Below are 23596 nucleotides of genomic sequence, written 5' to 3'. Positions count from 1 at the left end.
TCCGACCCAGGTGCTGACGGATCGGGCTCGAGGTGAGATGATGTCCACGTGGCTGCCAAGAAACTGACCTACGACAACCCGGGATGGCCCGACGCCTCGTTCGGCGAGCACCCGGTGACCGAACTGGCTGCGCTCGTGGCGGGGGGGTTGTCCCCCTTCGGGCAGGAGATCTTCCCGTTGCCGCAGGAGCGCCTGAACTACGTCCATCCGGAGACGGTGGTCAACAGGGCCCTGCCGTCCCGCTGACCCGCCGACCGGTGGTCAACATCGGCGCGTCCGTCGGCGTCACGCCGCCGGCGTAGACGACAGAACGGCCCGCCAACCCCCTGAGAGGGGGTGGCGGGCCGTTCTCGTGGCCGGGTCCGACCCGGATCAGTTCGCCAGGTAGGTGGCGAAGAAGTCGTCCACAGCGGCCTGGTTCCCGGCGTAGGCGGCGTCGACGAGGTCCTTGTTGGCCTGGTAGCCGTCCGCGATCGGCAGCGCGAGACCGCGGCCCTCGGCGAACGCGGTGAGCGTCGCGACGTGATCGGCGGCCGTGATCGCCACCGGAGCGGCGGGCGCGGCCGGGGCCGGGGCGGGCGCCGGGTTGGACAGGTCGCGCGGCGTCGGCGCGGAGTTCAGGCCCAGCTTGGCCGAGCAGGCGGGCCACGCTCCCCAACCCTGACCCGCCAGGGTCTTCTCGGCGATGGCAATCTGCTGCTCGCGGGTCGCCTGGTTGGCGGTCGGCGCGTACTGGGTGCCGCCATAGGCCGCCCAGGTGCTCGGCGAGAACTGCAGTCCGCCGTGGTAGCCGTTGCCGGTGTTGATCCCCCAGTTGCCGCCGGCCTCACACTGGGCGAGTCGATCCCAGTCGGAGTCCGGGGCGGCGTTGGCGGCCGGGGCGAGGGCGAGCCCGGCGGCGGAGAACGCGGTGCCCGCGAGGACGACCTTCACCGCCGTCCTGGGTGCGGAGGCGGGGGCGGCAGCGCGGTGGCGTCCGGTGTACGAGGTCATATACGCGTCAGTCCTTTTCACTCTGTGCCTACGGGGTGAGCTGTCGGGTTCGGACGAGTGCGCCCGGCCGCGCAAGGCGGCTTGACCCCAAGGCGACCTCTGGTCGCCGGCCCGGCAAGGGCCCTGATCGGGTCCCCCGTCCCCGCCCGGTTACGGTCACTGTCGCAACGGCCGCAGGGCGGGGTTCGGTGGTGCGTCCGTTGCCAACTCGCTGACGAGTCTGACTCGAACAGTAGCGGGTTGATGCCGGATCGTCACCATTCTGAGATAAAACCAGGTCACGCGGAAGGGCGGCTATCAGTGTTATCCGCTCGTTACCTGGAGATTCGCGGAAGTGTGGGTTCCGTCACGCCCTGGGCGGCCGCGAGCCGAGGATCGCGTACAGCAGCCCCATGAGGAACCCGATCGGGGTGAACACCATCGCGCCGACGTAGAGGAACGTGGGTGCGTCCCGGTCCAGCACGAACGGGGTGAGTGCGGCGAAGATCGTGAACACGACCCCGACGGCGAAGACGGCCAGGGCGGCCACGAACAGACCGCGACGTCGGGGGCGGACCGGGGCGGGCTCCGCCGCGTGGGGGGTCCAGGGGTCGGGGTCGTCGGCCGGGGGTCGTGCATCTGAGGTCACACCGGGCAGGCTACCGGCCCGGTGGGGGCACAGGACCACCACCTCGGCGAGGGTAGGCTCGGGCGCGACGTGGTGATAGTCGGTCGCACCTGTGCGCGATCGTGTGGAGAGGTGGTTCGCGGTGCCCAGTGGCAGGGTCAAGTGGTACGACGCGGAGAAGGGTTTCGGTTTCCTGTCCCATGAGGGCGGGGAGGACGTCTACGTCCGGTCCGACGCCCTTCCGGACGGTGTGGACACGCTCCGGCCCCGTCAGCGGGTGGAGTTCGACATGGTCTCCGGTCGGCGTGGCCCCCAGGCGCTCCGGGTAATCGTCCACGAGGAGCCCACCGTCGCGCAGGACCGGGCGCCCCGGGGTGGGCCGCGGCACTCCCCGGATGAGCTGCACGGGATGGTCGAGGACATGATCAAGGTGCTCGAGTCGACCGTCCAGCCCGAGTTGCGGCGCGGCCACCGTCCCGACCACAAGGTGTCGAGCCGGGTGGCGTCGGTTCTCCGCGCGGTCGCCCGCGAACTGGACGCGTGACCAGCAGGGTCAGTCGGCGTAGTCGAACCCGACCGACCACTCACCGCTGAGGATCGTCTCCGAGCCGTCCGCGGCGTAGACCAGCGCGACCGCCCTGAGCGCCAACCCCTCGATCCGTCCCTCGTCGGGCAGGGTCACCGGGACGAGCAGCTCGCCGGGTCCGTCGGGTTCGACGGTGTATTCGCGGAACCCGTCCGCGCGGACCTCGTAGACGTCGAGCGTGGCGCGGCGCAGCTCCACCGGGAGCCGAACCGTGAGCGTGTGCTCACCCGAGATGGTGAACCGGCCGACCGGATTGGCGTAACTGGTGCCGTCGAGGTCCGTGGCCGCGAACGGAGGGACCTCCACGTGATCGCGGTCGGTCGCGACGGTGATCGACGGTACCGACCCGTGGCGTGAGGCCGACCCCTGCCACGCCCCCACGATCGCGGCGATCATGATGAGCACCCACGCCAGGATCGCCCACGTGACTGGACGAACGCGGGGGCCGGAGGCGGGGGCAGTGCTGCGGGAACTCACTCCTCCATTCTGCCCAGCAGGCGTGCGCCGAACGAACGGGGGTCACGTGGGGCTCCGGGGAACCGGGGTCGGTTGCCGCCGAGTCCCGGCACGAGCGTGGATCCGCGTGCGGTCAGGAGGGACTGCGCGAACAGCAGGGCGCCCACGACCGCGATCACGCCGAAGCCCACGGTGAAGTCCGGCGGCAGGAGGACCCCCAGCGCGCCGCCCGCGACCCACGCCAGCTGCAGAGCCGTCTCGGACCGGCCGAACGCCGACGACCGCGCGGAATCCGGGATGTCCGTCTGGATCGACGCGTCGAGCGCCACCTTGCCGAGTGCGCTGCTCACCGCCGCGACGAGTGCGAGGGAGGCCGCCGCCCAGATGCTGCCGAGGAACGCCGCCACCACCGCCGCCGACAGCGCGGCGCCCGCCGCCGTCGTGGTGATGCGTCCCGGGCGGCCCAGCGGAAGGCGGGCACCCACGGCGTTGCCCGCGAACGTGCCCAGACCTCCCGCCACACCGGCGATCGCGAGCATCCCGGCCTGTTCCGCCGCCGTGGCGTTCTCCTGGGCCTTGGCCACGAACGCCAGGAACAGGGTGAGGAAGCCGGTCATGAAGCGAACCATTGACACGGCCCACAGATTCGCCAGGACCTGACGGCCCAGCGGCCGGGTCAGGACGGCCTTGAGACCACTGACGAGCGGACGGCCGCGGTCCATACGCAGGGTCGCGGACTCCTCGTCGAGAGAGGCCTCGGCGCGGGCGGGGATGGTCATCGCGACGTACGCCGATACGAGCGCCACCACGGCGAGCAGCCACAGGGCCGCGTCCGAGCCCCACAGCCAGGACACGGCCCCGGCCAGGGCGCCCGCGATCAGTGACCCACACACGTGGCCGAGCACGGTCAGCCGGGAGTTGGTCCGGACCAGGTCGAGCGCCGGCGGCAGGACGTGGGGTGTGATGGAGGCCTTGACCACGCCGAAGGTCTTGGACAGCACGAGCATTCCCAGCGCGAGGGGGTACAGCAGCCAGGAGTCGAAATTCAGCGCGAGGATCACCGCGAGCACCGCCCGCAGGGTGAAGGTCAGCGACACCGTGAGGCGCCGCCCGCTGCGAAGCCGGTCGAGGGCCGGACCGATCACCGGGGCGATCAGCGCGAACGGTGCCACCGTGACGAGCAGGTACAGGGCCACGTTGCTGCGCGACTCGGCGGTGGCGGCCGAGAAGAACAGCGTGTTGGCCAGGGCGACCGCGAGGATGGCGTCGCACGCGAAGTTCGCGACGGTGACGTAGCTCAGCTGCGACAGGCCCGATCGGTTCGCCCCGTCGGCGTGGAAGACCCGCCGGACGCCCCGGCCGATGGTGGCCGCGGCGCGGCGGGCCGGACCGGGGGAGCGGTCACCCAATGAGGCGCACCTCGTACATCGTGGGCCACAGCTTCCCGGTCAGCAGCACGTTCTCCGATCCGGGGAGCGCGGCGATCCCGTTGAGGACCGCCTCCCGGCTGGCCGGCCGGGGCCGTTCGAGCGCCGAGGCGTCGTAGATGGCGGTGACCGCGCCGGTGGCGGGGTCGATGCGGATGACCTCGTCGGTCATCCAGACGTTGGCCAGGACGGAGCCGTCCGCGCACTCGAGTTCGTTGATCCGGGCGACCGATGCGCCCCCCGAGGTCACCGAGACCGTGCCGGTGGGCTCGAACGTGACCGGGTCACGGAAGGTGAGTTCGTCCGAACCGTTGCTCATGATCAAGCGCGATCCGTCGTAACACAGGCCCCATCCCTCGCCCACGTACGGCGCCTCCGAGCGCACCTCGAGCGTCTGGGGGTCCCGGTTGTGGGCGATCCCATTGGTCCAGGTCAGGGTCCAGAGCGTGTCCGGTGTGACGGCCAGGCCCTCGCCGAACTCGTTATCGGCCATCTTCACGGAGACGGTGGGCGGGCCGCCGGCGAGAGGGCGGCGCTGCACCTCGGAACGGCCCAACTGCCCGGTCGACTCATAGATCTCGTCCCCCACCACCTGCAGACCCTGGGTGAACAACGTGGGGTCGTGCGCAAGGGTGCGGACGACCTCGACCGAGCCCCGTGTGGGCCGCGGCTCGGACGGGCCCACCGGCACGTGGTCGCCTGCCGTGGCGCCCGAGCCCGAACCCGACCCGGTGGGCATGCTCGACGACGCCAGGGAGGCCTCGGCGGGCGTGGGGCTCCCGGCGAAGTCGGAACCCGTCGAGGTGCACGCCGCGACGGCACCGACGAGGGAGAGTGAGACGGCGAGAGGGCCGAGGGTGCCGAGGACGCTACGCATGGCTCAAGAATGCCGTACTGCGGGCCGAACCGCGACGTCGTGGTGATGACGCGCATAATGGGTCGCGTGAACACCGAGGTAGACACGGATCAGGAGGCGGACCCCGTGAGCACCGATCAGGCCTCGGGCTTCGACGAGGCCCTGCGCGAGCGACTGGCCTCGGGCGTCGACGTGGCGCGTTCCGCCGTGGAGGAGTTCGCGACAGACGGAGTGGGAGAGCATCTGGGGAGCGTCGTCGAGGCGCCGTTCACCACGACGCACCGGTTCGCGTCCGACCTCGCCGGTTACCGGGGGTGGTACTGGGCCTGCGTGTTGGCGTTGGTTCCCGGCGGTGAGGTGACGGTCGACGAGATCTCCCTCCTGCCCGGTCCCGGTTCCGTCGTGGCCCCGGAATGGGTGCCCTGGGAGAAGAGGATCCGGCCGGGCGATCTGGGTGCGGGCGATCTCCTGCCCCCTGCCGAGGACGACGAGCGGCTGGTCCCCGGGCAGCTCCTCACGGGCGACGACGAGCTCGACGAGGTCGCCGGCCCCGTGGGTCTCGGACGCCCCCGGCACCTGAGTCGCGAGGGCCGATCGGCCGCCGCCGCCCGATGGGCCGCCGCACGTGGGCCGGACTCCGAGATCGCCCGCGGGGCCAAGCACCACTGCGGGTCCTGTGGCTTCCTGCTCCCGATCTCCGGTTCGCTGGGGGCGATGTTCGGGGTGTGCGCCAACGAGTACTCCGCCGACGGGCAGGTGGTCCATCTCCAGTACGGCTGCGGCGCCCACAGCGAGGTGCAGGTGGCCACCGAGTCCACGGCGCCCGCGACCGAGGCGTATGACGACGCCGCCGTGGACGTGGTGGTTCTTCCCCAGCAGCTGGCGGCCTCCGCCGCCCGGGCGCGCGGGGCGGCCGAGGCGCAGGACCAGGCGGGAGAAACGGGTCGGGCGATCACTCCCGACCAGGTCTGACCCCGTAGACGCCCCGGGTGGGGTCGGCTCAGGTGTGGTCGAAGTCGAGACCGACCTGTGCCCCAGCGCTGCCGCGCAGGACCGCGCGCCGCTGGAGCGCGTAGACCAGCGTGCCGATCGCACCCACACCCACGCCGACCGCGCAGAGGATGACCGCGCGCATGTCCACCTCGTCCATGAGCATCATCGCCAGGAGGGCGATCGTCCACGCGAGGGTCCCGATGAGGACGACGGGCCGCGGGTCCAGCAGGTAACCCGGGATCCGGGGCACCTGCGGCTCTGTCGGCCTCTCCGTCATGACCGCGACGCTACCGCAGGCTCCAGGGCCGGTTACTCTATGACGGTTCCTCACCACCGCCAGGAAGGTCTCCAGATGTCGCAGAGCACCGGGGCCCCGTCGCGGACCCCAGTAGGTGGGGCCGTCGACCGGTACTTCAAGATCAGCGAGCGCGGGTCGACCGTGTCCCGCGAGGTGCGCGGTGGGGTGGTCAGCTTCTTCGCGATGGCCTACATCATCGTGCTCAACCCGCTGATCCTCGGTTCGGGTGTCGACGTCGAGGGCAACCAGCTGTCGATCATCGAGATCGCCGCGGTCACCGCGTTCACCGCCGGGGTGATGACGGTGGCCTTCGGCGCGATCGCCCGCTATCCGTTCGCCTTCGCCACCGGCCTGGGCATCAACTCCCTCGTCGCGGTCACGATCGCCAGGCAGGTCACGTGGGCCGAGGCCATGGGGTTGATCGTCATCGAGGGCATCATCATCGTCATCCTCGCGGTGAGCGGGTTCCGCAAGGCCGTCTTCGACGCCATCCCCTCGGACCTCAAGGCCGCCATCGCGGTGGGCATCGGGCTGTTCATCGCCATGGTCGGCTTCGTCGACTCCGGCTTCGTGCGTCGACTCCCCGACGCCGCGGGCACCACGGTCCCGGTGGGACTGGGGATCGAGGGGTCGATCGCCTCGTGGCCGACCGCCGTGTTCGCCTTCGGGCTCCTGTTGTGCGGGATCCTCGTGGCCCGGCAGGTGCGCGGCGGCATCTTCATCGGCATCGTGGTCACCACCGTCCTGGCCATCATCGTCGAGGCGGTCGCGGACGCCGGCCCGTCCTTCGTAGACGGTGAGCCGTCCCCCACCGGATGGAACCTCGCGGTCCCGGGGATCCCCGAGACCCTGGGTGGGCTGCCCAACCTGTCCCTCATCGGGCAGGTGGATCTCTTCGGCGCGTTCGTCCGCATCGGCCCCCTGGCCGCCGGCCTGTTCGTCTTCACCCTGCTGCTCGCCAACTTCTTCGACGCCATGGGTACCTTCACCGGCCTGGGCAAAGAGGCCGGGCTCATGGACGAGAAGGGCAACCTGCCCAACATGAAGACCGCGCTCGTGGTCGAGGGCGTCGGGGCCGTCGCCGGTGGTTTCACCTCATCCTCCTCCAACACCGTCTTCCTCGAGTCGGCAACGGGTATCGCCGAGGGCGCCCGAACCGGACTGGCAAACATCGTCACCGGTGTCCTCTTCCTCGTCGCGATGTTCTTCACACCGCTCTACGAGGTCGTCCCCGTGGAGGCGGCCGCCCCCGCGCTCGTGGTGGTCGGCGCGCTCATGATGTCGCAGATCGTCAACATCGACTTCACGCGCTTCGCGATCGCGCTCCCGGCCTTCCTCACGATCGTCACCATGCCGTTCACCTACTCGATCGCCAACGGCATCGGCATCGGGTTCGTGGCCTGGGTCGTGATGGCCACCGCCACCGGCAAGGCCCGGTCCGTGCACCCGTTGCTGTGGGTGGTCGCGGCGGCGTTCCTCGTGTTCTTCGCGATCGGGCCCATCACCGACCTGCTGGCCTGAGCGGCGCGGGCAGTGCTCGTCGTCGACGTCTCCGATCCCGCCGATCCCCGGCTGGACGATCTCCGCGACCTCAACCATTCCGACCGTCGCCCCGACCTACCGGGCGGGCGGGGTCTGGTGATCGCGGAGGGCACCTACGTGGTGGGGCGGATGCTGCTGTCCCGGTTCCGCCCGCACGTCCTGCTGGGGACCGACGCGCGCCTGCGGCAACTGCGCCGTGAGGCGGCCGCCGAGGGCTGGGACGCCGACGAACGGGCCGCCGGAGCCGTGTACCTGCGCACGACCAAGGACGTGCTCGGCGAGGTGATCGGGTTCCGGTCCAGCCGCGACATCCTCGCCGCCGCCCACCGGCCGACCCCGCTCGAGGCCGACGCGGTCGTGGACGGTGCCCGGACCCTCGTGGTGCTCGAGGGGGTCAACGACCCCGAGAACCTGGGGGCGATCTTCCGCAACTGCGCGGCGCTCGGCGTCGACGGGGTGCTCTTCGGTGCCGCGACCGGGGACCCGCTCTACCGGCGCGTGGTGCGCGTGTCCATGGGCCATGTCCTGCGGCTGCCGTTCGCGCACCTGCCGGGGACCCCCACCACCTGGCACCGCGCTCTCGGGAATCTGGGCGCGCAGGGTTTCCGCACGGTGGCGCTGACCCCCTCTGCCCAGGTGCCGCTCTCCCGCGCCGTCGACGCCGACAAGGTGGCCTTCGTCCTCGGGGCCGAGGGGCCGGGGCTCACCGAGCACGCGATGCGGGCGTGTGATGTGCGGGCGGCGATCCCCATGACCGCGGGAACGGATTCGCTCAACGTGGCCACGGCCGCGGCCGTGGCGTTCTACGAGCGGTCGCGCGGCTGAGCCCGGCGGGTACCTCGGCGTCGGGTGGTCAGCGTCGGGTGGTCAGCGTCGGTTCGCCAGGCGGCGGTTCATCGCACCGCCGGCGCGCCGGACGGCGTCACCGACGACGCCGGCGATCCTGCGGACGGCCCCGGTGACGGGCGAGGAGGCCCGCGCCACCGCGGGGACGAGCGGCGCCCGCTCGTAGTCGTCGTCGGCGTAGGGAGAAGACGTACCGGCGTCCCTGCTGGCGGGGCGGGAGTCGCGTCGGCTGGCGGCGTGGAGTTCGGCGCGACCGGGAGAACCCACCACGTGCACCGCGGCGCCGGTGGGCGCGGTGCGTTGGCGGACCTCCCGTCGCCCGTCGGTGGCGAAGCCGTGCACGGGGACGTCGAGCCCGCCCGGCGACAGATCGAACCCCAGCCACTCCCGGTGGGCGGCGTGGAGTAGCGACGACGGCGAGAACGGCAGCGCCAGCGGGGTGTCGTCGGCGCCCTCCGGCGGGAACTCACCCGCCCAGTAGGGCCGTTCGAACGGCAACGGCATGCCCTCGTCCTCGACGATCCGGTCGTCCGCCCCGGCGAACGAGCGCACCAGCCGACCCGATTCCCAGCGGGCGAACCCGCTGATCCCGTCGTCGGGGTCGTGCGAGAACATCAGGACCGTGGGGGCCTCGACCAGGCGTAGCCACGTCTCGTCGGTCGCGGAGGGCAGGACGGGCCGGTCGAGCTGGGTCTGCACAACGGTCAACCCGGGATACGACCCCACGTACACCTCACCGGGACCAGCGGATGCTGACCGGTTGAGGGGGAACATCCCCAGCGAGGCGGGGGTGACGGTCGGGTGGAGTCGGGAGAGCAGGCGCCGGGCGAACCCGGGGTCAGAGGGGTGGCCGGACCTGATGGGAGCGGACGGGTCGTCCGTTCCCACATACCAGAAGGTCGCGACGTGGTGGCCCATGGCGGGTCTCAGTCGTCCTTGCCGCGGACGCCGAGCAGGACGTCCTCCCACGAGGGCATGGTCGGGTGCCGACGGGCGGTGCGGCGCTCGGGTCCGGCAGGCGGGTGCTGCAGGAAGTGGTCCTCGGCGGAGTCCCCGGTGTCTGCCGGCGCGGACTCGGGGGAGTGTCCGGCCGGGGCTGTCGACCTCTCCACCGGGGTGGCCTCCGACCCGCCGCGCGCGGGGCGGACGGGCGTCGGCACGGAGCGGATCGGCGGAGGTCCCGGCGGGAGCGGGGGCGGTGACGTCACGGTGCGCAGAGCCGTGGCGCGGGACGGATCGAGGAGTCGCTCGGCCTCGTCGTCCAGTGCCCGGGCGGCCCCCCCGTGGGAGTCGGGGACGAACGACCAGGTCGCCGAGGCGTCGTCGGAGAGCCCGGCGGGCCAGGAGACCCGGACGATCCATCCACCGGCGCGGTCGCGCCAGGCGTCCCACGCGACGACGTCCGGGTCGACGCCGCGGTGATCGAGGGCGGCGGCGACCCTGTCGGCGAGGGTGTCGAGTGCGGGCCCGTCCGGGAGGACCGGGTGCGACGACCGCGCGAGCTCGGCCGCGGTCGCGCGCTCCAGGAGCACGGGGACGGCGAACCCCTCGATCCGGGACATCGGGACCCCGGCGTCGGCGGCCACGTCCTCGGGGGAGGCGCCGTGCCGGATCCGGTCCTGGATCTCGCGCGGGCGCAGCGTGCCCGTCACGGGCACGCCCCGGGAGGCCTCGGGGGTCACGGCTTCTCCGCGGGCGGCGGCACGAAACCTGTCGTCGAGGGGGAGGGCCAGCGTCTCGCCCGAGTCGGGGAGCTCACACTCGACCACGGCCGAGTCGGCGTCCACCCCGATGATCCTCAGCTTCCGCATACCGCCTCCTCGACTCCTCGCGGTCCCCTGGGCGGCTCGAACGGCGCGCTCCCGGCCCCCGGGCGTTCCCACCATCGTAGGTCAGCGCAGCCCACCCGGCGTCGTGACGGGCCGGGTGGGCTGCGGAATAGTCGTGGGCCGGGGGTCAGCCGAGCTGGCCCACCACGTGGTCGATGCACCGGGTCAGTTGCGAGACGTCCTCGGGGTCGATCGCCGGGAACATGCCGATGCGGAGCTGGTTGCGGCCGAGCTTGCGGTACGGCTCGGTGTCGAGGATGCCGTTCGCCCGCAGGGTCTTGGCGACCAGCGCGGCGTCGATCGACTCGTCGAGGTCGATGGTCCCGACTACCTGTGAGCGGTGGGCGGGCTCGGTGACGAACGGAGTGGCGTACTCGCTGGCCTCGGCCCAGTCGTACAGGCGGGAGGACGAGTCCCGGGTGCGCGCCACGCACCAGTCCAGACCGCCCTGGGTGTTCATCCACTCGATCTGGTCGGCGAACATCAGCAGGGTGGCCACGGCCGGGGTGTTGTACGTCTGGTTCTTGGAGGAGTTGTCCACCGCGGTGGGGAGCGAGAGGAAGTCCGGGCACCACCGGTCGGTGGCCGCGATCTCGGCCACGCGCTTGAGCGCGGCCGGGCTCATGACCGACACCCAGATGCCACCGTCGGAGGCGAAGCATTTCTGCGGCGCGAAGTAGTAGACATCGGCGTCTGAGATGTCGACGGGAAGCCCGCCGGCCCCGGAGGTGGCGTCGATCGCGACGAGGGCGTTCTCCGAGCCCGCCGGGCGGGTCACCGGCACCATCACGCCCGTGGAGGTCTCGTTGTGGGCCCAGCCGATGAGGTCCACGGACGGGTCCGAGGTGGGATCGGGAGCCGACCCCGGCTCGGCCGAGACCACGATCGGGTCGGCGAGGAACGGCGCCCCGCCGGTGACCTTGGCGAACTTCGAGGAGAACTCACCGTAGGTCAGGTGGAGGGACTTCTCGCGGACCAGACCGAACGCCGCGGCGTCCCAGAACGCGGTGGTGCCACCGTTGCCCAACACGACCTCGTAGCCCTCGGGGAGGGAGAACAGGGAGGACAGTCCCTCGCGGACCCGGCCGACGACGTCCCTCACCGGCGCCTGGCGGTGGCTGGTGCCCATCACCGAGGTGGCGGCGGCGGAGACGGCCTCGATCTGCTCGGGGCGGACCTTGGACGGGCCGCAGCCGAACCGCCCGTCCGCGGGCTTGAGGTCGGCGGGGATGGTGGGCAGCTGATCGCTCATGCTCTTGGGGTGCCGTTCCTTGTGGTGGGATTCTCGGTGGTGGGATTCTCGATCGCCACCATCCTAGTCGGGGGCGCGTCGGGCCCGGAGTAGCGTCTGGGACATGGGCGATCCCACACTCGAACCGGCCGACTTCGACACGATGCGCGTCGGATACGGCCTGCACCCCAGCCTGGACGTGGGGGATCTGCACGACGGCTGGCTACCGCTCTTCGCCGCGTGGCTCGAGGAGGCCGGCCACCGGGGTGTGCGCGAGCCCAACGCGATGGTCCTCGGCACGGTCGGCGTCGACGGCAGGCCGTCGACCCGGACGGTGCTGTGCAAGGGTGCGGACGACCGGGGCCTGACGTTCTTCACCACGATGAGTTCCCGGAAGGGTGCGCAGTTGGCGCGCTCCGGGTACGCCTCGGCGACGTTCCCGTGGTTGACGGTGGAACGCCAGGTCCACGTCGAGGGGCGGTGCAGTCCACTGGACCGGGCGGAGAGCCTGGCGTACTGGCGCACGCGTCCGAGGGGGTCCCAGGTGGCGGCGTGGGCGTCGGAGCAGTCCCAGCCCGTGGGTGGGGTCGAGGAGTTGAACGCGCTCTACGAGGTCGCCGAGGAGCGCCTCGCGGACGTAGAGGAGATCCCGATGCCCGACCGGTGGGGTGGATACCGGCTGCGCCCGGACCGTGTCGAGTTCTGGCAGGGGGGCCGGGACCGGTTCCATGACCGGGTGGAATGCCTCCGGGGACAGGACGGGTGGACGGTCCGGCGGCTGCAACCCTGACCCGCTGACGGGTCCGGGATGCGTGTCGACGCCCCGGGCGGGCGCGGCCCGGGGGGAGCGGACCGGTGCACGCTTCTGAGCGCGGGCGACCCTCACGGTAGGGTGTGGCACAGCACATTCGTGGCGGGAGATGCCGCCGGGACCAGTCGTCGGAGAGGGAATCGCGTGACCGCAGGCTCGAACGGTTCGGACCGCAAGGCAACACTGTCCTACCCCGGCGGTGAGCTCGGGCTCGACGTGGTGGACGCGACCTGCGGAAGCGACGCGGTGCAGTTGGGTTCGCTGCTGGCCAAGACGGGGATGACCACCCTGGACGTCGGGTTCGTCAACACCTCCGCCTGCACCTCCTCGATCACCTACATCGACGGCAACGAGGGCATCCTGCGGCACCGCGGGTACCCGATCGACCAGCTCGCCGACAACGCCTCGTTCCTCGAGGTCTCCTACCTGCTCATCTACGGCGAGGACCCCACGGAGGCCCAGCTCGCGGAGTTCACCGAGAAGGTGCTCGGGGAGACAATGCTGCCCGGTCAGATGATGCCGCTGCTGCAGGCGTTCCCGCTGGACACCCACCCGATGCCCGTCTTCTCCGCCGGCGTGAGCCTGTTCGGGACCCACGGGGACGACCTCGACATCGACGACCCCAAGGCCGTGGACCTGGCCACCGCCCGGCTGCTGGGCCGCGGCCCGACGCTCGCCGCCGCCATCGAGCGCATCCGACGCGGCCATGACGCCGTCGATCCGGACCCCTCGCTCGGATACGTCCGCAACTTCCTCCGTATGACGTTCGGGCCGGACTACGAGATCACCGACGAGATCGCCGACGCCCTCGACATGCTGCTCGTCCTCCACGCAGACCACGAGCAGAACTGCTCCACCTCGACCGTCCGCATGGTCGGGTCCTCCGAGGCGCCGTTGTACGCCTCCATCACCGGTGGAATCAACGCCCTGTACGGGCCGCTGCACGGTGGGGCCAACCAGGCCGTGCTCGAGATGCTCGAGCGCATCGAGTCGGAGGGCGGCGACGCCACCGATTACATGGATCGCGTGAAGAACAAGGTGGACGGCGTCAAGCTGATGGGCTTCGGCCACCGCGTCTACAAGAGCTACGACCCGCGCGCCCAGATCGCGAAGAAGCATGCGCACGCCCTGCTGTCGCAGAGCAACGACCCTCTTCTCGAGATCGCGCTCAAGCTCGAGGAGACCGCGCTGGCCGACGACTACTTCGTCGAGCGCAAGCTCTACCCGAACGTGGACTTCTACACGGGCCTCATCTACCGCGCGATGGGCTTCCCCACCGAGATGTTCACCGTGCTGTTCGCGCTCGGCCGGATGCCGGGGTGGATCGCGCACTGGCGCGAGATGCGCGAGGATCCGTCCACCAAGATCAACCGCCCGCGCCAGGTCTACACCGGTCCGGCCGAGCGGAGCTTCACCCCGATCAGCCAGCGCTGAGCCCGGGAACCGGACTCCAGGAGGAGACACCATGGACAAGCCCGAGATCGACAGGCCGACCGGCCCCGCCCCCACTGACCTCGTCAGCGAGGACCTCGCGGTCGGAGAGGGCGCCGAGGCGGTGGCCGGCGGTAACGTCACCGTCCACTACGTCGGTGTCGACTACGAGACCGGCGAGCAGTTCGACTCCTCGTGGGACCGGGGCGAGTCCATCACGTTCCCGCTCAACGGCCTCATCCAGGGCTGGCAGGAGGGCATCCCGGGCATGAAGGTCGGGGGCCGCCGTCAGCTGGTCATCCCGCCGGACAAGGCCTACGGGACCTCCGCGGCCCTGCACCCGCTCGGCGGCAAGACCCTGGTGTTCGTCATCGACCTGCTCGACGCCTGAGACGGTCCCGCGTCCCACCCGACGCCCCGTTCTCCATCCGGAGGGCGGGGCGTCGTCGTCGTGCGGGGCGCGCCCTGCGTGGACGAAGCTCCTAGTCCGACTGTCGGAGCAACGGGGTGAGTGCGTCGAGCACGGCGGGGTCCTCGATCGTCGACGGGACCGTGACGTCCTCCTGCCCGTCCGCGATCTGCCGCATCGTCTTGCGCAGGATCTTGCCCGAGCGGGTCTTGGGCAGGCCCTGCACGACCGTGCAGTCGCGGAAGGTGGCCACCGCGCCGATCTCCTCGCGGACCATCGCCACCAACTCGGCCCGCAACTCCTCGGGATCACGTACCTCACCGGACTTGAGGACCACGTACCCGACCGGCCGCTGGCCCTTGAGCTCGTCCTTCACACCGATGACGGCGGCCTCGGCCACCGCGGGGTGGGTGGCGATCACGGCCTCCATGGAACCCGTCGACAACCGATGGCCGGCGACGTTGATGACGTCGTCGGTCCGGCCCATCACGTAGACGTAGCCGTCGGAGTCGATGTACCCGCCGTCCCCGGTGGAGTAGTACCCGTCGAAGACGGACATGTACGAGGAGATGAACCTCTCGTCGTCGTCCCACAGCCCCGACAGGGTGCCCGGCGCCATCGGCAACCGGATCGCCAGGTTGCCCTCCTCCCCGGCGGGTAGTTCGGTGCCCCCGGAGTCCAGGACGCGGAGGTCGTACCCGGGCACGGGCACGGTGGGGGACCCGGCCTTGATCGGCATCGGCTCGAGACCGCGCAGATTGGAGGCGATGGGCCAGCCCGTCTCGGTCTGCCACCAGTTGTCCACCACGGGTGTGCCCAGATTCTCGGTGGCCCATCGATGGGTGTCGGGATCCAGTCGCTCGCCCGCACAGAACAGGGTGCGCATGGTGGACAGGTCGTACCGGGCGATCTCCCGGCCCTCCGGGTCCTCCTTGCGGATGGCGCGGACGGCCGTGGGCGCGGTGAACAGCGCGGTGGCCCCGTGCTCGGCGATCACCCGCCAGAACGCGCCGGCATCCGGGGTGCCGACGGGTTTGCCCTCGTAGATGATGGACGTCGCGCCCACCAGCAGCGGGCCGTAGACGATGTACGAGTGCCCCACGACCCAACCGACGTCCGAGGCCGTCCACCAGACCTCGCCGGGGCGGATCCCGTAGACGTTCCACATCGACCACGTCAGCGCGACGGCGTGGCCACCGTTGTCCCGCACCACGCCCTTGGGCAGGCCCGTGGTCCCGGAGGTGTACAGGATGTAGAGCGGGTCCGTCGCGGCGACGGGGACGGGCCCGGCGGGGTCCGACCCCGCGACCGCCTCGTCCCAGTCGGTCCAGGTGGTGCCGGGGGTCTCGGGAAAGGACTCATCCGGGAACTGGTCAGGTCGGCCGGCGACGATCACAGCGCCCGGCGTGTGGCGGGTGAGACCCAGGGCTTTGGCGACCATGGGGAAGTAGGGGACCTTGCGGGTGGGTTCGATTCCGCCGGGCGAGGTCACCACGACCTTCGGTCGGGCGTCGTCGATGCGGATGGCCAGCTCCGGCGCGGCGAAACCCCCGAAGACGACGGAGTGCACGGCGCCGATCCGGGCGCACGCGAGCATCGCCACGGCTGCCCGGGGAACCATGGGCATGTAGATCACGACCCGGTCGCCGTGGCCCACGCCCTCGGCGGTGAGCGCACCCGCGAAGGCCTCTACCTGCTCCAGCAACTGGGAGTAGGTGATGGTCTCGGTGGCCCCGGTCACCGCCGAGTCGTAGATGAACGCGGCCTGGTCCCCCCGGCCCTCCTCGACGTGGCGGTCGAGGCAGTTGTAGGACGTGTTGAGCCGGCCGTCGGGGAACCAGCGGTAGAACGGCGGCCTCGACCCGTCGACCGCCGTCGTGGGGGGAGTGATCCAGTCGACGGCGCCGGCGGCCTCCAGCCAGAAGGCATCGGGATCGGTGATCGAGAGCCGGTGGGCCTCGGCGTAGGTCGACGAGGTCGTGGAGTCCGACATCGGTTGAGCCTCTCGTGCGGCGGTGCAGCCCCCGAATCAGTGCCGACGGCCTGTGACGCGATTCACCCTAGTCTCAGGCCGAGGTCCCGATACCGTGACATCCGCTCGGCATACCTCCGCTCGGGGGGACGTCGCCTGACCTCGACGAGAGCCGAGGCGACGGCGTCCGCCAGCCGGTCGCAGAAGGCGTCCGGTTCGTCCGCCGCGTCGGGTCGCTCGGGGACGACCACGTCGACGATCCCCGCCCGGAGGAGGTCGGTCGAGGTGATCCCCTGCGATCGCGCCACCTCGGGTGCCCGAGTGGTCTCGTGGTAGAGGATCGCGCTCGCGCCCTCGGGGGGGAGCGGGGCGAGCCACCCGTGACGGGCGCACAGCACGCGGTCCGCGGGGAGCATCGCCAAGGCGGCGCCCCCCGTGCCCTGGCCGAGGATCACCGAGACCGTCGGGGTGGGCAGGGTGACCAGGTCGGCCAGGCTGCGGGCGATCTCTCCCGCGAGACCGCCCTCCTCGGCCTCGCGGGACAACGCGGCCCCGCGGGTGTCGATGAGCAGGACCAACGGGACCCCGATCTCGGCGGCGATGCGCATGCCGCGCCGCGCGGAGCGGAGTGCGGACGGGCCGAGCGGGCTCGTCTCGCTCTCCGCGTCACGGTCCTGGGCCAGCACCACCGCGGACTGGCCTCGGAACCGCGCCAGGGAGAGCAACAGCGACCCGCTGTCCTCGCCCTGGCCGGTGCCCGAGAGCGGGACCCGGTCCGGCGCGACACGCTCCAGGAAAGACCGGGCGCCGGGGCGGTCGCGCCGGCGGGAGCGGACGATGGCGTCCCACGCGTCGGGCGGCTCGGCGCGGTCGGTCTCCGGCTCGGGGACGGGCCCGTGCGGTGGCGCCGGCTCGTCCTGGCACGGCGGGTCCTCGCACAGGACGCGCAGGGCCCGCGCGGTGAGGTCCCGTACCCCCTCGGGAGGGAGCACGCCGTCGATCATGCCGCGGCGGGCGAGGTTCTCCGACACCTGGACGCCGTCGGGGAAGGGGGCCTCGTACAGCGCCTCGTACACCCGGGGCCCCAGGAACCCGATCAGCGCCCCGGGTTCGGCCACCGAGACGTGGCCCAACGACCCCCACGAGGCGAACACCCCTCCGGTGGTCGGGTGTCGCAGGTAGACCAGGTAGGGGAGCCCCGCCGACTTGTGCCCGGCCACGGCGGCGGAGATCTTGACCATCTGCAGGAAGGCGATCGTGCCCTCCTGCATGCGGGTCCCGCCGGACGTGGGGGACGCCAGGATCGGCAGGCGCTCGGCGGTGGCTCGCTCGATCGCGGACACGATCCGCTCGGCCGCCGCGATTCCGATCGACCCCGCCAGGAAGTCGAACTCGCAGGCGATGAACACCACGCGCCGACCCATCAGGGTCCCCTCGCCGGAGATGACGGCCTCGTCCACCCCGGACTCCCGCGCCGCGCGCTCAAGGGAGTCCGCATAGCCCGGGACCGAGTCGACCTGGGGCGAGCGCAAGGGTGCGCCGTCCCAGGACCGGAACGACCCGTCGTCGAGGACCATGTCGAGGATCTGCAGAGCTCCGGTTCTGGCCATGGACGCATCGTACGGTGGGTGCGCTCACCAGCAGGTATCCTCGGTCGCGGGGTGCAGGGTAGTACCCCCGCGACGTACCAGGCCGCGACGCACCGGAAGGCCCCGCCGCCATGATCGACACACGCAGGGACGGACCCGTCGCCGTCGTCACCATCGACCGCCACCGCACCCGCAACGCCCTCGACGCCGAGGTCTGCACGGCCCTGCGTGAGGCGATCGAGGCGGCGGGAGCCGCGGCGGAGGGCGAGGACCCGGTCCGGGCGATCGTCATCACCGGAGCGGGGACGGCCTTCTGCGCCGGCGCGGACCTGTCCGGCGGCGTGTACAACCTGAACTTCTACGACGCGCACGCCGCGATGCTCGGGGCGGTGGAGTCGGTGCCGGTCCCCGTCATCGCGGCCGTCAACGGGCCCGCGGTCGGCGCCGGGGTCCAGCTCGCCCTGGCCGCCGATCTCCGCGTGGTGGCCCCCGGCGCCGTGTTCGCGGTACCCGTCGTGAAGGTGGGACTGGCCCTGGACAACTGGACGATCAAGCGGCTCGCCAACGTGGTCGGGGGCGGGCACGCGCGGTCGGTCCTCATGACCGCGCGTCCGGTGGGCGCGGAGGAGGCGGCCCGGATCGGCCTGGCCAACGAGATCGGAGACCTCGACACGGCGATGGAACTCGCGGCGGAGCTCGCGCGATTCGCCCCCCTGAGCCTCCGGCACATCAAGTCCGTGATCAACGACGACGACGCTCGGCTCCTGCCCCGCGACGAACACACCGAGCTGCAGCAACTCGCCTGGCACAGCGAGGACATGGCCGAGGCACGGGCCGCACGCGCGGAGAAGAGGCCGCCGGTGTTTCGCGGACGCTGATCCGGCATCACCCCGTGACCCCCCCGGAATAGGTGGTCCACCCCTCCGATGGGGGTGACTCCACCAGGGCATTTGCCGACACCGTCTCTGGCGTTCACATCGGTCTCGGCGAAGGCTTGTGTCCCGTGTCACACTTCTTCCGTCCAAATCTGTGAGGCCCATCACTACAGCGGTGCGGCTCGAGACAATTGAAACGGAGGACCTCCGTGTCCCAGCCAGCTGATCCCCCGGTGGGAGGATCGTCGCGACGCAGCCCGGAGCCGGCTGACTTCGAGGCGATGCATTCCAGCCCGGAATTCCAGGAGTTGCGCAGCAAGTTCAGGGCGTTCGTCTTCCCCATGACGATCGCCTTCCTCGTCTGGTACTTCCTGTACGTGCTCCTGGCGGTCTACGCGACCGACTTCATGGCGACCAAGGTCTTCGGGAACATCACCTGGGGGCTGATCATCGGGTTGGCGCAGTTCGTCACCACGTTCCTCTACATCCGGTTCGCCAACCGGGTGGTCGATCCCCGCGCGGAAGCGATCCGCCACGAGCTGGAAGGTGAGGTGGCCTGATGGGCGACTGGCTGTACAACATCCGCGAGCTCGCCCCCGGTGAGCAGGTCGGCAGCACGCTGCTCAACATGGTCGTGTTCGGGATCTTCATCGTCGTGACCATGACCCTCGTCCTCCGGGCGTCCAAGTCGACCAAGTCGACCAAGGACTTCTACACGGGTGGCTCCAGCTTCACGGGCCCGCAGAACGGGTTCGCCATCGCCGGCGACTATCTGTCGGCCGCGTCGTTCCTGGGCATCGCCGGCGCGATCGCCATCAACGGCTACGACGGCTTCCTCTACTCCATCGGGTTCCTGGTGGCCTGGCTGGTCGCCCTGATGCTGGTCGCCGAGCTGATGCGCAACACCGGTCGGTTCACCATGGCGGACGTGCTCAGCTTCCGGCTCCAGCAGCGACCCGTCCGTATGGCCGCCGCACTGGCGACCCTGGCGGTCTGCTTGTTCTACCTCATCGCGCAGATGGCCGGCGCCGGTGGCCTGGTGGCCCTGCTGCTCAACATCAACGACTCCACCGGGCAGGCGATCGTCGTGGCCGCCGTCGGCATCCTGATGATTGTCTACGTGCTGGTCGGTGGCATGAAGGGCACCACGTACGTGCAGATGGTCAAGGCCGTCCTCCTCGTCGGTGGCGTGCTGATCATGTGCCTGTTCGTGCTGGTGGCCGTGCGGGGCAACTTCTCGGCGCTCCTCGGTGAGGCCGTCGCGAACTCCGGGAAGGACCTCCTCCAGCCCGGCCTGCAGTACGGCGCCACCGAGACCAGCAAGCTCGACTTCATCTCCCTGTCGATCGCCCTGGTCTTCGGTACCGCCGGCCTGCCCCACGTGTTGATGCGCTTCTACACGGTCCCCACCGCCAAGGAGGCCCGCCGGTCGGTCACCTGGGCGATCGCTCTCATCGGGTCGTTCTACCTGTTCACCCTGGTCCTCGGTTTCGGTGCCGCGGCGATGGTGGGGCCGGAGGTGATCGAGGCGGCGCCCGGTGGCGTGAACTCGGCGGCCCCGCTGCTGGCCTTCGCGCTCGGTGGCGAGATCTTCCTCGGCATCATCTCGGCGGTCGCCTTCGCGACGATCCTCGCGGTGGTCGCGGGTCTGGCCATCACGGCCTCGGCGTCGTTCGCACACGACATCTACAACGGCGTGATCAAGCACGGGAAGGCGACGGAGAAGGCCCAGTTGCGGGTGTCGCGGATCACCGTCGTGGTGATCGGTATCGCCTCCATCATCATGGGGATCGGCGCCATGGGGCAGAACATCGCCTTCCTCGTGGCCCTGGCGTTCGCCATCGCGGCCTCGGCGAACCTGCCGACCATCCTCTACTCGCTGTTCTGGAAGCGGTTCAACACCACGGGCGCGCTGTTCTCGATGTATGGCGGCCTGATCAGCACGCTCGTGCTGATCGCGCTCTCGCCCGCGGTCTCGGGCGGCCCGAAGTCGATGATCACCAGTGTCGACTTCTCGTTGTTCCCGCTGTCCAACCCGGGCATCGTGTCGATCCCGCTGGCGTTCCTGCTCGGGATCATCGGCACCTTCCTCGGCAAGAAGGACGAGTTCCCGGAGAAGCGGGTCGAGATGGAGGTCCGTTCCCTCACCGGTGTCGGTGTGGAGAAGACGATCAGCCACTGATCCCACTCGTCCGCACGGACCCGACACCGGCCCGCCCGACCGTGAAGACGGTCGGGCGGGCCGGCATCGTCGACCGGGCCGTTCGGCCGTGCCGCACCCCGGCAGGCGAGAAGTCGGTGGACAAAGGGACTACCCTCGGTGACCACCACACCGATTCGGAGGCGGTAGAAGAATGTATCCCGGACAGGACGACCAGACGCGGCGCATGGGCCAGCCCGACTCGCGCGCGTACTCGCAGATGGGCGGGGACCCTGGGTACGACGAGCCCTACGCGAACGACGCCGGGTACCAGGAGCGCCGGGCGCCCCGCGGTCCGGCGATCGACATGGGCAAGTTCCTGGGCAGCGTCGCGGCCACGGCTCTCGTGGCGGCGATCGCCGGGTGGTTGATCGCCTGGGTGGTGGACGCGGCGTTCGGCAGGTTCGGCCACCAGTGGGCCAACGGCGGCAACACCCCCACCATGTACGCCGTCTACGGGGCGGTGGCCGCGATCCTGGCCGGGCTCCTCTGGTACCTGCTGCTCGTCGGCACCGCCAACCCGCAGCAGTTCTTCTCGTGGACCGTGGGGTTGCTGATCATCGCGGCCGTGGCTCTGCCGCTCCTGGTGACGGTCCCGTTCCTCGACGGGGTGGCCGCCGCGATAGTCCACCTGTTCATCGGCCTGCCGATCCTGGCGTTGACCGGGGCGTTCGCCGCGACTCTGCGACGCTGATCGCCCGAGACGGATCAAGCCCGCTGATGACACATCAGCGGGCTCGATCCGTCTCGGCCAGATCTGTTGCGGGCCGGCCCGTTCGGGGCTGGCGTCGTTCGGGACCGTCAGGCCGCGTGGCGGCAGGTCGCGCAGCTGCAGTCGTCGCAGACGCAGTTCGCGCACTCGTGCCGCTCGCCGCAGTTGTCGCACGAGCAGATGTTGTGGTTGCAGGTCTCGCAGGTGCAGTCCGTACAGGTGCACATCGCGCAGCTGTCGTCGCAGTTGTCACACGAGCAGGTGGTGCACTCGTCGTAATGGCCGTCGTGCTCGCGGTGCAGGTGGCCGTCGTGCAGGTAGTCCACGTGATCCTCGTGGACGACGGCCTCGTGCCCGCAGCCGGGCCCGTGGGTGTGGGAGTGCGGCTCGGCGGTGGGGTGGTCGGTCACGGTCATGGGTGGGGCTCCTGTTCCTCGTCGCCGTGGTCGTAGGCAGCGTCCGCGGCCTCGGCATGCATACATCATCATGCGTGCATGTATTGATGTCAACGGGGCGCCGGTATGGGCTGAATATCGGGCGGCGAGGGGATTGAGGGGGCCGGGACCGGGCGCCGCCCGGCCCCGCGCCGTGGTGCCCTCGAGAGGAATCGAACCTCCGACACCGGCTTTAGGAGAGCCGTGCTCTATCCACTGAGCTACGAGGGCGGGAACCGGGGGAGAGTCTAACCGATGCCCGCCCGTCTCCGTGATCGGCGAGTTGGAGTGTCCGCACCCGGGCGGTATGGTTGACCGTCGGCGTCCGTGTCGTCTCCGTAACCGGAGATCGGCGGACCGCCTCCGCGGGTCACCACCGGCCGCCGCGCGAGGGGGAGGGCGTCCGACCGGCCGGCAGCCCCACTAGACAGACAGAGGTATCGCCTGTGTCCACGTACACCCCCAAGCCCGGGGACGTGACGCGCGCCTGGTACGTCATCGACGCCACTGATGTGGTTCTCGGTCGACTCGCCGTCCAGGTCGCCAACATCCTCCGTGGCAAGCACAAGCCGCAGTTCGCCCCGAACGCCGACACCGGCGACTTCGTCATCATCATCAACGCCGACAAGGTCGCGATCTCGTCCAACAAGCGCGAGCGCGTGATGCATCACCGCCACTCCGGGTTCCCCGGCGGGCTCAAGTCGCAGTCCCTCGGCAAGGCCATGGACACGCGCCCGGATCGCGTCGTCGAGAAGGCCGTCAAGGGCATGCTCCCGAGCAACAAGCTCGGTCGTGCCGTCGCCTCCAAGTTGAAGGTGTACGCGGGACCCGATCACCCGCACGCCGCCCAGCAGCCCGTGCCCTACGAGATCAAGCAGGTGGCCCAGTGACCGACGAGAACATCACCCCCGAGGCCGAGCTCGCCGATGACACGGTGGCGGAGCTCGCCGCCGAGGTCGCCGAGGACTACAGCGAGGCCGACTACGCCGGCGGCACCGATTACGTGGCCGACGCCGAGTCCCAGCTGGCCCCCGTCGTCTCCTCCGGTCCGGCACAGGCGGTCGGACGCCGCAAGGAGGCCGTCGCCCGCGTCCGCCTCATGCCCGGTTCCGGTCAGTTCACCCTCAACGGTCGTAGTCTCGAGGACTACTTCCCGAACAAGGTGCACCAGCAGCTCGTCAAGTCCCCGCTCGTCCTCGTCGAGCGCGAGGAGCAGTTCGACATCGTGGCACTGCTCCACGGTGGAGGACCGTCGGGTCAGGCCGGCGCACTGCGCCTGGCGATCGCCCGTGCGCTGATCGAGTACTCCTCGGATGACCGCCCGGCGCTCAAGAAGGCCGGCTTCCTCACCCGGGACGCCCGCGCCGTCGAGCGTAAGAAGGCAGGCCTGAAGAAGGCCCGTAAGGCACCGCAGTACTCGAAGCGCTGATCACCGCGCTCGATATCCCAGAGCAGGCGCCCGCTACCGCGGGGGCCTGCTCTGGCTTGTTTCCCGAGGG

At 70.6% G+C, this 23596-nt stretch carries 26 protein-coding genes, 1 tRNA gene and 1 riboswitch; of the genes, 14 read left to right on the top strand and 13 right to left on the bottom strand.

Features of this window, described 5'->3' with window-relative positions; translation table 11 throughout:
* Positions 1–48 precede the first annotated feature (48 nt).
* Positions 49–246, top strand: a complete 198-nt coding sequence (locus CEY15_RS07505) for a hypothetical protein (RefSeq protein ID WP_095717902.1) — start codon at positions 49–51, stop codon at positions 244–246.
* A gap of 126 nt (positions 247–372) precedes the next feature.
* Here CEY15_RS07505 and CEY15_RS07500 read toward each other — a convergent pair whose 3' ends face one another.
* Positions 373–993, bottom strand: a complete 621-nt coding sequence (locus CEY15_RS07500) for a transglycosylase family protein (protein WP_095717901.1) — start codon at positions 991–993, stop codon at positions 373–375.
* A gap of 11 nt (positions 994–1004) precedes the next feature.
* Positions 1005–1161: riboswitch (cyclic di-AMP (ydaO/yuaA leader) on the bottom strand.
* 178 nt (positions 1162–1339) lie between these two features.
* Entirely contained in the window at positions 1340–1621 is a 282-nt protein-coding gene (locus tag CEY15_RS07495; RefSeq protein ID WP_095717930.1) for a hypothetical protein, read from the bottom strand.
* 121 nt (positions 1622–1742) lie between these two features.
* Here CEY15_RS07495 and CEY15_RS18955 point away from each other — a divergent pair, with 121 nt between their 5' ends.
* A complete protein-coding gene (locus tag CEY15_RS18955) occupies positions 1743–2144 on the top strand; it encodes a cold-shock protein (protein WP_095717929.1) in 402 nt (133 codons plus the stop codon).
* Positions 2145–2153: 9 nt separating this feature from the next.
* Here the strand turns inward: CEY15_RS18955 and CEY15_RS07485 are convergent, their stop codons facing one another.
* Genes CEY15_RS07485 through CEY15_RS07475 form a run of 3 tightly spaced genes read right to left on the bottom strand, consistent with a single transcriptional unit; the run spans position 2154 to position 4946 of the window.
* Positions 2154–2663 (bottom strand): DUF2771 family protein, encoded by a 510-nt coding sequence (locus CEY15_RS07485; protein ID WP_095717900.1) that lies wholly within the window; start codon positions 2661–2663, stop codon positions 2154–2156.
* Positions 2660–4051 (bottom strand): MFS transporter, encoded by a 1392-nt coding sequence (locus CEY15_RS07480; protein WP_095717899.1) that lies wholly within the window; start codon positions 4049–4051, stop codon positions 2660–2662. The genes CEY15_RS07485 and CEY15_RS07480 overlap by 4 nt, the downstream gene beginning before the upstream one ends.
* Positions 4044–4946: a glutaminyl-peptide cyclotransferase gene (locus CEY15_RS07475; RefSeq protein WP_095717898.1), complete on the bottom strand. Its 903-nt coding sequence runs from the start codon at positions 4944–4946 to the stop codon at positions 4044–4046. The genes CEY15_RS07480 and CEY15_RS07475 overlap by 8 nt, the downstream gene beginning before the upstream one ends.
* Positions 4947–5003: 57 nt before the next feature.
* On the opposite strand from CEY15_RS07475, the gene CEY15_RS07470 reads away from it, so the two are divergent.
* The gene (locus CEY15_RS07470) at positions 5004–5897 is read left to right on the top strand and encodes a DUF3027 domain-containing protein (protein ID WP_176475041.1); all 894 of its coding nucleotides are present in this window, start codon (positions 5004–5006) and stop codon (positions 5895–5897) included.
* Between the two features lie 28 nt (positions 5898–5925).
* Here the strand turns inward: CEY15_RS07470 and CEY15_RS07465 are convergent, their stop codons facing one another.
* Positions 5926–6195, bottom strand: coding sequence for a DUF2530 domain-containing protein (locus CEY15_RS07465; protein WP_031264944.1), 270 nt, complete (start codon positions 6193–6195; stop codon positions 5926–5928).
* 75 nt (positions 6196–6270) lie between these two features.
* Here CEY15_RS07465 and CEY15_RS07460 point away from each other — a divergent pair, with 75 nt between their 5' ends.
* A complete protein-coding gene (locus tag CEY15_RS07460) occupies positions 6271–7737 on the top strand; it encodes an NCS2 family permease (RefSeq protein ID WP_017837248.1) in 1467 nt (488 codons plus the stop codon).
* A gap of 12 nt (positions 7738–7749) precedes the next feature.
* On the top strand, positions 7750–8583 hold the full coding sequence (locus tag CEY15_RS07455; protein WP_095717896.1) for a TrmH family RNA methyltransferase: 834 nt from the start codon (positions 7750–7752) through the stop codon (positions 8581–8583).
* Between the two features lie 42 nt (positions 8584–8625).
* Here CEY15_RS07455 and CEY15_RS07450 read toward each other — a convergent pair whose 3' ends face one another.
* The 3 genes from CEY15_RS07450 to serC all read right to left on the bottom strand — a co-directional run bounded on the left by CEY15_RS07450 (position 8626) and on the right by serC (position 11685).
* Positions 8626–9522: a DUF6928 family protein gene (locus CEY15_RS07450; RefSeq protein ID WP_095717895.1), complete on the bottom strand. Its 897-nt coding sequence runs from the start codon at positions 9520–9522 to the stop codon at positions 8626–8628.
* Between the two features lie 8 nt (positions 9523–9530).
* Complete coding sequence (gene sepH, locus CEY15_RS07445; protein WP_095717894.1) at positions 9531–10415, bottom strand: septation protein SepH; 885 nt, start codon at positions 10413–10415, stop codon at positions 9531–9533.
* Between the two features lie 145 nt (positions 10416–10560).
* Positions 10561–11685: a phosphoserine transaminase gene (gene serC / locus CEY15_RS07440; protein ID WP_095717893.1), complete on the bottom strand. Its 1125-nt coding sequence runs from the start codon at positions 11683–11685 to the stop codon at positions 10561–10563.
* 103 nt (positions 11686–11788) lie between these two features.
* Between serC and pdxH the strand changes: the two genes are divergently transcribed.
* The 3 genes from pdxH to CEY15_RS07425 all read left to right on the top strand — a co-directional run bounded on the left by pdxH (position 11789) and on the right by CEY15_RS07425 (position 14297).
* Positions 11789–12454 carry a pyridoxamine 5'-phosphate oxidase gene (pdxH, locus tag CEY15_RS07435; protein WP_017837243.1) on the top strand — a complete coding sequence of 222 codons (666 nt, stop codon included), beginning with the start codon at positions 11789–11791 and terminating at the stop codon, positions 12452–12454.
* Between the two features lie 165 nt (positions 12455–12619).
* Entirely contained in the window at positions 12620–13909 is a 1290-nt protein-coding gene (locus CEY15_RS07430) for a citrate synthase (RefSeq protein WP_017837242.1), read from the top strand.
* 31 nt (positions 13910–13940) lie between these two features.
* The gene (locus CEY15_RS07425; RefSeq protein ID WP_017837241.1) at positions 13941–14297 is read left to right on the top strand and encodes an FKBP-type peptidyl-prolyl cis-trans isomerase; all 357 of its coding nucleotides are present in this window, start codon (positions 13941–13943) and stop codon (positions 14295–14297) included.
* A 91-nt stretch (positions 14298–14388) separates the two neighbouring features.
* Here the strand turns inward: CEY15_RS07425 and CEY15_RS07420 are convergent, their stop codons facing one another.
* Together CEY15_RS07420 and CEY15_RS07415 are read right to left on the bottom strand one after the other, a co-directional pair.
* Positions 14389–16308, bottom strand: a complete 1920-nt coding sequence (locus tag CEY15_RS07420) for a propionyl-CoA synthetase (RefSeq protein WP_095717892.1) — start codon at positions 16306–16308, stop codon at positions 14389–14391.
* 62 nt (positions 16309–16370) lie between these two features.
* Positions 16371–17897, bottom strand: coding sequence for a carboxyl transferase domain-containing protein (locus CEY15_RS07415; protein ID WP_095717891.1), 1527 nt, complete (start codon positions 17895–17897; stop codon positions 16371–16373).
* A gap of 110 nt (positions 17898–18007) precedes the next feature.
* Here CEY15_RS07415 and CEY15_RS07410 point away from each other — a divergent pair, with 110 nt between their 5' ends.
* The 4 genes from CEY15_RS07410 to CEY15_RS07395 all read left to right on the top strand — a co-directional run bounded on the left by CEY15_RS07410 (position 18008) and on the right by CEY15_RS07395 (position 21645).
* Positions 18008–18754: an enoyl-CoA hydratase gene (locus CEY15_RS07410; protein ID WP_095717890.1), complete on the top strand. Its 747-nt coding sequence runs from the start codon at positions 18008–18010 to the stop codon at positions 18752–18754.
* 278 nt (positions 18755–19032) lie between these two features.
* Positions 19033–19311: a DUF485 domain-containing protein gene (locus CEY15_RS07405; protein ID WP_245847375.1), complete on the top strand. Its 279-nt coding sequence runs from the start codon at positions 19033–19035 to the stop codon at positions 19309–19311.
* Complete coding sequence (locus tag CEY15_RS07400) at positions 19311–20933, top strand: solute symporter family protein (RefSeq protein ID WP_017837235.1); 1623 nt, start codon at positions 19311–19313, stop codon at positions 20931–20933. The genes CEY15_RS07405 and CEY15_RS07400 overlap by 1 nt, the downstream gene beginning before the upstream one ends.
* A gap of 172 nt (positions 20934–21105) precedes the next feature.
* Positions 21106–21645 (top strand): hypothetical protein, encoded by a 540-nt coding sequence (locus CEY15_RS07395; protein ID WP_017837234.1) that lies wholly within the window; start codon positions 21106–21108, stop codon positions 21643–21645.
* A gap of 107 nt (positions 21646–21752) precedes the next feature.
* Here CEY15_RS07395 and CEY15_RS18450 read toward each other — a convergent pair whose 3' ends face one another.
* Positions 21753–22079: a hypothetical protein gene (locus tag CEY15_RS18450; RefSeq protein WP_176475040.1), complete on the bottom strand. Its 327-nt coding sequence runs from the start codon at positions 22077–22079 to the stop codon at positions 21753–21755.
* Between the two features lie 173 nt (positions 22080–22252).
* A tRNA-Arg gene (locus CEY15_RS07385) sits at positions 22253–22328 on the bottom strand.
* Between the two features lie 215 nt (positions 22329–22543).
* Between CEY15_RS07385 and rplM the strand changes: the two genes are divergently transcribed.
* Together rplM and rpsI are read left to right on the top strand one after the other, a co-directional pair.
* Positions 22544–22987 carry a 50S ribosomal protein L13 gene (gene rplM, locus CEY15_RS07380; protein ID WP_017837232.1) on the top strand — a complete coding sequence of 148 codons (444 nt, stop codon included), beginning with the start codon at positions 22544–22546 and terminating at the stop codon, positions 22985–22987.
* Complete coding sequence (rpsI, locus tag CEY15_RS07375) at positions 22984–23526, top strand: 30S ribosomal protein S9 (protein ID WP_017837231.1); 543 nt, start codon at positions 22984–22986, stop codon at positions 23524–23526. Before rplM ends, rpsI begins: the two co-directional genes overlap by 4 nt.
* The last annotated feature ends 70 nt before the right edge of the window (positions 23527–23596 follow it).

It is taken from the genome of Dietzia natronolimnaea, assembly GCF_002289575.1.
In the GTDB taxonomy this organism is placed as follows: Bacteria; Actinomycetota; Actinomycetes; order Mycobacteriales; family Mycobacteriaceae; genus Dietzia; species Dietzia natronolimnaea_A.
The sequence above is the reverse complement of the archived record's forward strand: the minus strand, read 5'-3'. Positions and strand labels throughout refer to the sequence as shown.